General features: G+C 64.4%; 7 protein-coding genes and 1 pseudogene. 6 read left to right on the top strand and 2 right to left on the bottom strand.

Annotated features, from left to right (window positions below; genetic code table 11):
• The first annotated feature begins 257 nt into the window (after window positions 1-257).
• Window positions 258-689 (top strand): 50S ribosomal protein L11, encoded by a 432-nt coding sequence (rplK, locus tag B2994_RS03655; RefSeq protein ID WP_291527028.1) that lies wholly within the window; start codon window positions 258-260, stop codon window positions 687-689.
• 14 nt (window positions 690-703) lie between these two features.
• Window positions 704-1,396, top strand: a complete 693-nt coding sequence (gene rplA / locus B2994_RS03650) for a 50S ribosomal protein L1 (protein WP_291527027.1) — start codon at window positions 704-706, stop codon at window positions 1,394-1,396.
• Window positions 1,397-1,737: 341 nt separating this feature from the next.
• Here rplA and B2994_RS03645 read toward each other — a convergent pair whose 3' ends face one another.
• Both B2994_RS03645 and B2994_RS03640 read right to left on the bottom strand, forming a co-directional pair.
• Window positions 1,738-3,144 carry a PucR family transcriptional regulator gene (locus B2994_RS03645; protein ID WP_291527026.1) on the bottom strand — a complete coding sequence of 469 codons (1,407 nt, stop codon included), beginning with the start codon at window positions 3,142-3,144 and terminating at the stop codon, window positions 1,738-1,740.
• 33 nt (window positions 3,145-3,177) lie between these two features.
• The gene (locus B2994_RS03640) at window positions 3,178-3,795 is read right to left on the bottom strand and encodes a biotin transporter BioY (protein ID WP_291527025.1); all 618 of its coding nucleotides are present in this window, start codon (window positions 3,793-3,795) and stop codon (window positions 3,178-3,180) included.
• A 174-nt stretch (window positions 3,796-3,969) separates the two neighbouring features.
• Here B2994_RS03640 and B2994_RS03635 point away from each other — a divergent pair, with 174 nt between their 5' ends.
• From B2994_RS03635 to B2994_RS03620, 4 genes and pseudogenes are all read left to right on the top strand, one after another.
• On the top strand, window positions 3,970-4,983 hold the full coding sequence (locus tag B2994_RS03635) for a biotin--[acetyl-CoA-carboxylase] ligase (RefSeq protein WP_291527024.1): 1,014 nt from the start codon (window positions 3,970-3,972) through the stop codon (window positions 4,981-4,983).
• Window positions 4,980-6,887 carry a biotin carboxylase N-terminal domain-containing protein gene (locus tag B2994_RS03630; RefSeq protein ID WP_291527023.1) on the top strand — a complete coding sequence of 636 codons (1,908 nt, stop codon included), beginning with the start codon at window positions 4,980-4,982 and terminating at the stop codon, window positions 6,885-6,887. The genes B2994_RS03635 and B2994_RS03630 overlap by 4 nt, the downstream gene beginning before the upstream one ends.
• Window positions 6,888-6,931: 44 nt before the next feature.
• Window positions 6,932-8,548 (top strand): acyl-CoA carboxylase subunit beta, encoded by a 1,617-nt coding sequence (locus tag B2994_RS03625; RefSeq protein WP_414630634.1) that lies wholly within the window; start codon window positions 6,932-6,934, stop codon window positions 8,546-8,548.
• A gap of 104 nt (window positions 8,549-8,652) precedes the next feature.
• Window positions 8,653-10,023: pseudogene (locus tag B2994_RS03620) on the top strand (type I polyketide synthase); the annotation flags it as partial.

Genomic DNA, 10,023 nt, shown 5'->3' with positions numbered 1-10,023 from the left:
GGAGCGTTTCCCACGGCATGGCGGTACGGTCCTGCGGTCCGCTGTCGCACGACGGAGTTGTCCAGCGGCACGCGCACAATAGGAAGGCTTGTGTCTGGAGGGGAGACCCGCTAGCACAGCACAGCAATATAAGCTGCGGGAGGAGACCGCGCGAACGTTGCGCAGGCATGTGAACTTGGAGGCCAAGTTTCAGGTAAGCCGGCAACGGCAACGCACGGCGACCGTCAGCACCGCGTTATAGAAAGAAGAACCATACTATGGCTCCCAAGAAGAAAGTCTCCGCGCTGATCAAGCTGCAGATTCAGGCTGGCAAGGCCAACCCGGCCCCGCCGCTGGGCCCTGCGCTGGGTTCGCACGGCGTCAACATCATGGACTTCTGCAAGGCCTACAACGACCAGACGAAGGACAAGATGGGCCAGGTGATCCCTGTTGAGATCACCGTGTACGAAGATCGTTCCTTCACCTTCATTCTGAAGACCCCGCCGGCAGCCGCTCTGCTGCTCAAGGCCGCCGGTATCCAGAAGGGTACCGACAACCCGCTGACCCACAAGGTTGGCTCCGTCACCAAGGATCAGGTCCGTGAGATCGCCCAGATCAAGATGGAGGACCTGTCCGCCCGCGATATCGAAGCCGGCATGAAGATCATCGAAGGCACCGCCCGCTCCATGGGCATTACGGTGACCGACTGAGAGGAGAAGGACTGATGGTTCAGCGTTCCAAGAAGTACCGCGAGGCCGCCGAAAAGGTCGATCGCAACAACCTGTACACCGCCAATGAGGCCATTGCCCTGATCAAGAGCTTCCCGGCCTACAACTTCGACCAGACCGTCGAGGCCGTCTACCGTCTGAACGTGGACCCGCGCAAGGCCGATCAGCTGGTGCGCGGCACGGTCAACCTGCCCCACGGCACCGGCAAGACCGCCAAGGTCCTCGTGTTCGCCCGTGGCCCGAAGGCCACCGAGGCCCTCGAGGCCGGCGCCGACGAGGTCGGCGATGACGATCTGATCGCCAAGGTTCAGGGCGGCTACCTCGACTTCGACGCCGTGGTCGCCACTCCGGACATGATGGGCAAGGTCGGCCGTCTGGGCCGTGTGCTTGGTCCTCGTGGCCTCATGCCGAACCCGAAGACCGGCACCGTGACCATGGATGTGGCCAAGGCCGTCGCCGACATCAAGGGCGGCAAGATCGAGTTCCGTGTGGACAAGAACGGCAATCTGAGCTTCCTCATCGGCAAGCTCTCCTTCGACGAGAAGGCTCTGGACGAGAACTTCAAGGCCGTGGCCGACGAAGTCAAGCGTCTGAAGCCCTCCACCGTCAAGGGCCGCTACATCACCAAGGCCACGATCACCTCCACGATGAACCCGGGCGTGCCGGTTGATCCGGCCACTCTCGCCTGATTCGAGGTTTTCATATCGGTAAGGGGCCGGCTTCCCATTGCGGGAGTCGGTCCTTTTCGTTGCTTGGTGTTGAGTGCTTGGTATTGATCGATATGCCGGATCCTGATTTCTTTCACCCATAGAATTTGGCGTTTTTCCAACAGGTTCTATGGGTGAAAAGCTTGTTAGTGACAGGTTGTATGGGTGAAACCCTATGATTCGCTGTCAGAAACACATTTTGGTCTATAACCCCCGGATGGTTTTCATTGATGTGCGATCGTTGCGTTTTCCGCAGTCGCAAGCGGGAGCGGGGAACATGGAGCAGCGTTCAGAGCGATCTGGACAACCTTACTGGGGCAATCTCAGTTGGATGATTGCGCATCCATGACGCGCCCGATGGCGATGGCGGTGGTGAGCACATACGCTTCGCGGGGGGTGAGCGGATCCCATCCGGTCAGCTCCACGGACCGCTTCAAACGGTATCGCACGGTGTTGGGATGCACGTTGAGTTCGCGTGCCGTGGTCTCCAGCGAACTGCCGGATCTCAGGAAGGTCGCGACTGTGGCAAGCAGCGGATTGTCGGCGGCTTGCTCGCTTGGCGCGTTCGCCGACTCACCCGCGTTGCGCAGCGAGCAGTAAACGGTGCGGTACAGTTCCATGCGGGCATCCTCGTCGCCGAATAACGCGCGTTCCGGCAGCGCGTCGTCGGCCCGCAGCGGGCGATGCATCTCGTTGAGGGCCGGAATGACGGCGATGGTGCTGAGTGCGGCGCGAATGGTGGCGGACGCCCCCTCGATGCCGTGGCGCAGAGGCCCGAGGCATACCGGCTTCCGATCGTCGAATTGGCCGAGCAGCGCGTCGCAGAGCCCCTCTGGAGTGTTGCCGCTTCGCGGGTCGATGAGCATGATCATCATGTTGTCGTGATAGCTCATCACGCATTCGCCTCCCATCTGGCGTATGGCCATGCGAAGATGTCGCTGCGCGAGCGCCGAGCCGATGCCGTCGTTGTTGTCGTCGCTGCTTTCGGCCCGGATGGATCCGATCACGGCGAAGCAGTCGTATTCCGCGGGCCATCCCAGCATGCTGAGTCTGCTGGCGACATGATGGTCGGTGACGCCGTCGATCAGATCCTCGATGGCCAGCGCCTCCAGCCGGGCGTCCCAATCACCGCGTGCCTCCGCCGACGACGCGTACACGTTGGCCGCGGAGAACGCCACTTCGCGCGCGTAATACAGCATCGCGTTGCGGGTGACTTCCTCTTTGCCGCGTCTGGCTAATTTGCCGACGTTGCGCTCGAGAATGCTGACGATGAGGCGCGTGACCTGCAACGCCTGCTTGAGGGTGATTGATTTGGTGAATTCCAGCGGTGCGACGAAGAAGATATGGTCCGTGGACGGCGTGCTTGTTTTGTGGAGCGGGGAGTAGACGGTGGCGTTGAGCCAGGCGAGAAAATCGGAGACGGCCGTTTCGATGATGAGATTGAGCTGATCGCGGTCGGCCGGCGTGAGCGCCTTATACCAGTCGAGATCCTTGTCGAGATGCCGCTCCGCCTTGTCGACCACCTGCCAGGCCTCGTCGGGCAATTGCGGATGCGTGGTGGTGCGCCCGACCCTGTGCGCACTGTAGGCACGGGCGAGATCCTCGGGTTCCAACCCCGTCGAACGACGATTGCGGCCGGTCCGGGGGGCTGGGGGCGCGGACGCGCGGACGGCATCCGGCGCGGCTTCGCCCGATTTGCTGCCGGTAGTCCACGGTATCCACGAATTCACATCAGCATAGTGTAGTTCAGATTACCCGTTTCGTCAGCGGCGTAGCCTGTCGATACCCATCACCGAGGCGGTGGCGACAAGGGCCTTGATGACGTCGCCGATCACAAAACCCATGGAGGCGGTCGCCACGGCGGTGAAGGAAACCCCCGTAACCGCCGACTGGACCAGGAACCCAATGGCGTACACCACCGCGACGCAGCCGATCAAAGCGGCGGCGAAGGAGCGCAGCGCGCGAAGCCATGATGCGACTGTGGCATTGCGGCCGCCACGCAGCAGGGCCGTGACGATCACACCTGGCAGGAATCCGATGAGAAAACCGGCTGAGGGGCCGAACAGCGCCGTGGTGGACGCGCCGCCTGCGAACACCGGCAGCCCCGCGGCGCCGGCGGCGAGGTAGACGGCCATGGAGGCGGCGCCCTCGCGCCAGGTTAGTGTCAGCGCGGCAAGCATCACCACAAAGGTCTGCAGGGTGATTGGTACGGGCGTGCCGGGAATCGGGATCTCACCGGCGGCCGTGGCGCCCCACATCAGGCCGGCGAACAGCAGCACTCGGGCCGCGCCGGCGAGCCGGCGCCGGGTCGAGGAGTCGTCGGCTCCGGAGGATGCGGCCGTGGCGGCCGTGGTTGTGTTGTGTTGGTTGGCGACGTACATGGGGTCCCCTTGCATGTGTGGTGCGGAAAGCGTATGCGTCCAGGCTGCGGACGTATCGTCATCCTACGGACGGGTAGCTTACGAAGGCGTTTGTGAGTTTCCACAAATCACGATGATGTTTTTTGTTGAGCTCGTCCATACGCCCATCGTCGTCGTGCGCATAGCGTGGACCTCATGACTCGATATGCGCACAATCCGACGCTGCCCGCTGAGGCGACGCCGGAACCGCGGTGGCCCATGCCTCTCAGCGCGGAGGCCGCGGAGGGCTTCCGACTGTTTGGCGTCGTGACCTCCACGAACGCCGTGCTGCGCGAGTGGTGCCGCGAGGGCGATGCTTTCATCACCGGGCTGCTGCGCGCGCAATCCGCCGACTCCGCATGCCAGCCGTCGGTGGGCATGGTGGCCGCCGATATGCAGACGGCGGGTCATGGGCGTTTGGGACGAAGCTGGGTGAATGAGCCCGGGCGGTCGTTCATCGCGTCGTTCGTCATGCCGTTGCCGCGCGCCATGGTGTGCGCGGAACGATCCGGCTGGCTGACGATGGCCGCCGGCCTTGCCGCGCAGACCGGCATTTCCGAGGCGCTGGAGGCCGTTGGCGCGCGCGTCGCGAACGACTCCGCCCATGGCGTCGAGCTCAAGTGGCCGAATGACGTGTTCATGGCAGGACGCAAACTCGGCGGCATCCTGACCGAGGCCGTGCGGATACCCTCCGACGCTGCCCGGAACCGCGTGGCCTTCATCGTCGGCATTGGGCTGAATCTGCTGTTCGACCCCGATGCGTTGCCGACCCCGCAGGCCACGTCACTGCAGGAGCAGTACGATGCGCTGCCTGATTTCGCGCGGTTGCGCGATCGGCTCGGCGAAGCCATCGTCGGTGCGTTGCGCAGGGAATTCGCCGCGCTGCTGAACAGTCCGGCCGAGGCCGTCGAGGATCTGCGCCGCCGTCTGACCTCGGTGTGCTGGACGCTGGGCCGTCCGGTTGAGGCGACGCTGGTCGACGGATCGACGATCACCGGAGTGGCGGAATCCATTGCCCCGGATGCCGCGCTGATGGTGAGAAGGCCCGATGGCGCCGTGGAGGCCATTCGTACCGCGGATGTCGGAGTGCTGCCGCGGGCCGCGGCCCCGGATGGCGCGAACGAACGGGCTGTGACTGAACGATACGGATCGGATGGAAGGAACGCATGAAGAAACTGCTGATTGCCAATCGCGGTGAAATCGCGTTGCGCGTGGTGCGCACGGCCCAGGAGATGGGCATCTCCACCGTGGCCGTCTACGCGGAACAGGATCGGGACAGCCAGTATGTGCAGATGGCCGACGAGGCGTATCTGCTGCCGGGAGACACCTATCGCGACACGTATCTCAACGAGGACCTGCTGATCGACATTCTTCGGCGCAGCGGCGCGGACGCCGTGCACCCCGGCTACGGTTTCCTGTCGGAAGTCGCCGGATTCGCCGCCAAGGTCACGGCGGCCGGGGCGAAATGGGTGGGTCCCGCCCCGCAGGCGCTTACCGATCTTGGAGACAAAATCACCGCGAAACGAGTGGCCAAGGCGGCGCACGTTCCCAGCGTGCCGGGCATTGCCGAGCCGGTGACCGACATGCGCACGCTGCTTGATTTCGCCCACACGTACGGCTATCCGGTGATGATGAAGCGAACCGACGGCGGCGGCGGCCACGGCATCAGCGTGGTGCGCGACGACGATGAGCTGCGTGGCTTCTACCTCAATCACGACGCATTGCAGGGCGGCGATCTGGGCGAGTATTTCATCGAGAAGTTCATCGACAAGGCCCGTCATATCGAGACCCAGTCCGGGCGTGATTTCCATGGCAACTTCACCGTGTACTCCACCCGCGACTGCACGGTGCAGCGGCGCAACCAGAAGCTGATCGAAGAGGCCCCGGCCCCGTTCGTCAGCAGGGACGTGGAGCTGCAGTTGCGGGGATACTCCCGCCACCTGTTCGAAGAGGTGGATTATGTGGGGCTGGGAACCTGCGAATTCATGGTGACCCCGGCGGGCAAGGTGTATTTCCTCGAGGTCAATCCGAGGTTGCAGGTGGAGCATACGGTTTCCGAGGAGGTCTCCGGACTTGATCTGGTGCGTGAACAGCTGGTGATCGCGGATGGCGGTGCGCTGACCGAGGCCCCGGCGCCGCGCGGCCACAGTTTCGAATTGCGCATCACCTGTGAGGATCCGGCGACCAATCTCACGCCGAGCTCCGGTACGCTCACCACGGTGGTCTGGCCGTCCGGTCCCGGCATCCGCATTGATTCCGGCGTGGAGGAGGGCGACACCGTCTCGCCGAAATTCGATTCGATGATGGGCAAGCTCGTGGTGACCGCGCAGGACCGTCCCGCCGCGGTGGCCCGTGTGCGCCGTGCGCTGCGCGAGCTCAAGATCGAGGGCGTGCCCACGCCGGCCAGCCTGTTTGCCAAGATCTTCACCGACGACGCCTTCACCGCCGAACACGGTCACGGCTTCGAGGTGAGTACCAAATGGCTGGAGCGCACCTATCTGAATCGCGTGCCGCAGACCAGCAATTCGGGCCAGCCCGCCTCGCTCGGCGCTTCGGCCGCCGGTGCGTCGGACCGTCCGGTGAGCGAGACCTTTGTGATCGAGATCAATGACAAGCGCGTCAAGCTGACCGTTCCCCAAGACATCGTCGACGGTTTGACCGGCTCGCCGCGCTTGCAGAGCGGAGCCGTTCGCCGTCCCACCCAACCGTTGCGCGGTTCGGCCCTTCACGGCGCCGACCCGGTCGCCAAACGAGCCGACGAGGGCGCGTCCGGCGTGATCGCGTCCCCCATGCAGGCGGTGGTCACCCGCATCAACGTCGCGGAGGGCGCGTCCGTCAGGAAAGGCGACCTGCTGGTGGTGCTCGAATCCATGAAGATGGAGAACTACGTCTACGCGCCGGTGGAGGGGACGGTGACCAAGATCTTCGTTTCTCCGGGCGACGGCGTGGAGGCCGGCGCGACCCTGGTCACCCTCGACGTTCAGGCGGCGGGAGACAAGCCCAAGACCGTCGCCGAACCGCAATCCAATGCGGATGGTAGCCATAACGACCGCAATGACAAGGAGACGGCATGACCGATATCATCAGCGCTCCGGCGACCGTGAGCGCACTGAACGCCCTGCATGCGGCGGGCCGGTCGAACCGGACGGGCCATACCGCCAACGGCGCGTCCACAGCGTCCGCCGCGTCGGCGCAGCCGCTGCGCCAAGCCGTGATCAAGGCGGCCGAATTGGCACGCACGGCCGAGGAGCGCGCACGCTCCCGCCAGCACGCCAAGGGCAAATACACGGCCCGCGAGCGGCTCGACCTGCTGTTCGACTCCGGCACTTTCGAGGAAATCGGCCGCTTCGCCGGCGGCAATATCAACAATGATGTGGCCGGCAGCGCCGTGATCACCGGATTCGGCGAGATCTACGGCCGCAAGGTCGGCGTGTACGCGCAGGACTTTTCCGTGAAGGGCGGCACGCTGGGCACGGCGGAAGGCGCCAAGATCTGCCATCTGATGGATATGGCGCTCGAACTCAAGGTCCCGGTGGTTGCGATCGTCGACTCCGGCGGCGCACGCATCCAGGAGGGCGTCGCGGCGCTGACCCAATACGGGCGCATCTTCAGAAAAACCTGCGAGGCCAGCGGATTCATCCCCCAAATCTCGCTGATTCTGGGGCCCTGCGCGGGCGGTGCGGTGTATTGCCCGGCATTGACCGATCTGATCATCATGACCAAGGAACATTCCAATATGTTCGTCACTGGCCCCGATGTGGTGAAGGCCGCGACCGGCGAGACGATCAGCATGGACGAGTTGGGTGGAGGCTATGTGCATAACGCCAAATCCGGAGTGGCGCATTACCTCGGCGAGGATGAGGCGGACGCCATCGACTACGCGCGCACGGTGCTCGCCTACCTGCCGTCCAGCAGCGACGAACAGCCGCCTGTCTACGCCTTCGGCTCGGGCCGCACCGAACGTGAGGCCGCGAAGCGACTGGCATCCATCGTGCCCGACAACGACCGGCAGCCCTACGACATGCTCGAGGTGATCCGCTGCATCGTCGATTACGGCGAATTCGTGCAGGTGCAGGAGTTGTTCGGCGCCTCCGCGGTGGTGGGATTCGCCTGCATCGACGGGCATCCCGTGGGTGTGGTCGCCAATCAGCCGAATGTGCGGGCCGGCATCCTTGACGTCGATTCGTCCGAGAAGGTGGCCCGCTTCGTCAGGCTGTGCGACGCGTTCAACCTGCCGGTGATCACCCTGGTGGACGTGCCCGGCTACAAACCCGGTTCCGACCAGGAGCATGCCGGCATCATTCGCCGTGGAGCCAAGGTGATCTATGCCTACGCCAACGCGCAGGTGCCCATGGTGACCGTCGTCCTGAGGAAGGCGTTCGGCGGCGCGTACATCGTGATGGGATCCAAGTCCATCGGCGCCGACATGAACTTCGCGTGGCCCACCTCCCAGATCGCGGTGCTTGGCGCCACCGGCGCTGTGAACATCATCCACCGCAAGGACCTGCAGAAGGCCCGGGAGGCCGGCAGGGACGTCGACGAACTGCGCAGGAAGCTCGCCGCCGACTACGAGCGCACCACCGTCAACGCGAACCTATCGCTTGAAATGGGGGAAATCGACGCGATGATCGACCCCGAGCAAACGCGTGAGGTGATTGAGCAATCACTGAAATTGCTGGCCTCCAAGCGACGGTGTCGCCGTACCGGCAAACACCACGGCAACCAGCCGTTGTAATCGCGTGCCAATCAGCGACGAACAGCAACACAGAACAACACAGACCATAAACCAACCGATTCACATACCTATTCACACACCAATTCACAAGCATGGAGCTACGAATGACCACTTTCTTTCTGAACCGCCTTGCCTCCGAGCCGCACGCACTCGCCTTTGCCGGCCAGTCCACCCCGTGGCCGGTGGCGCTCGCCGATCTGACGAACGATCCGACCCTCGAAGCTTCGCTGAAGGCTCATGCCGCCGCAGCCGCGCGGCTGTTGACCCCGGTGAGCGCGGAACTGCTGGCCACCACCGGCAAACCCGTTGACCTGTTCGGATTCGCCCCGAACCCCGCACGTCTGGGTGCCGCCGCCGACGCCACCGTTTCGGTGGAGGGCATTGCGCTCACCCAGCTGGGTGCGCTGACCGATCTCGCCCATCTCGGCTATGAGATCGCCGCCGCCAAGCCGGTCGCCCTACTGGGGCATTCTCAGGGCATTCTCGGTGTCCATATGGCACAGGTCGCCGCGGACGCCGGTTCGCTGGCCTCCGCCGGCGAGCAGATTGACCAGATTCTCGCCATGGCCGCGCTGATCGGCGCCGCCGGCACCCGCAAGGCCCGTGAGCTGGGGATCGCCGCATCGCATGGCGAGGCCAGCCCGATGCTGTCGGTGAAAGGAGCCACCGAGGAACAGATCAGAGTGCTGGCCGCCCGTGTGGTCAATCCGCACGGTCCGATCTCCATCGCCGTCACCAATTCGTCCAACCACCACGTGTTGTCCGGGTATCCGGAGGATCTGGCCAGCTTCGCCGTCGAAGTGGGCAGGGAGCATGCCCGCCAGGCCAAGTTGCGCGACGACAAGGTGCGTGGCGGCGCCGTATTCGACCCGGTGCTCGAATATCTTGAGGTGACGCTGCCGTTCCACTCCCCGCTGATGGCCCCGGCCGTCGAGCAGGCCGTGGAGTGGGCCCGCGCCTGCGAGCTGGACGAGTCCCGTGCCCGGACGCTCGCGGATGAGGTGCTGCTCAACCATGTGGATTGGGCGTCGACCGTGCGCGCGACACTTGCCTCCAACGATCCGGCGTCCCTGTGGATCGTGGACCTCGGTCCGGGCGCCACGCTGGGCAAGCTGATCGGCAAAGTGGTCGAGGGCACCGGCGTCGGCGTGGTCGAGGCGTCGTCCGCGTCGGATCGCGCGGCGTTGGCCACGCTGGACACCGAACCGCGCCGCACGCAGAACTGGAAGGATTTTGCGCCGCATGTGGCGCATACCCCCGCCGGAGACAAGCTCGTCACCAAGTTCAGCGAACTGACCGGCAAGCCGCCGGTGCTGCTGGCCGGCATGACGCCGACCACGGTGGATCCCGAGATCGTGGCGGCGGCGGCGAACGCCGGCTATTGGGCCGAACTCGCCGGCGGCGGCCAGGTGACCGCCGAGGTGTTCGACCGTCATGTGGCCGAACTGGAGCGAGAGCTTGAAGAGGGGCGCACG

This window comes from Bifidobacterium sp. UBA744 (assembly GCA_002298605.1).
Lineage (GTDB): Bacteria > Actinomycetota > Actinomycetes > Actinomycetales > Bifidobacteriaceae > Bifidobacterium.
Note: the sequence above shows the minus strand (reverse complement) of the source record. Positions and strands in the feature narration are given on the sequence as shown.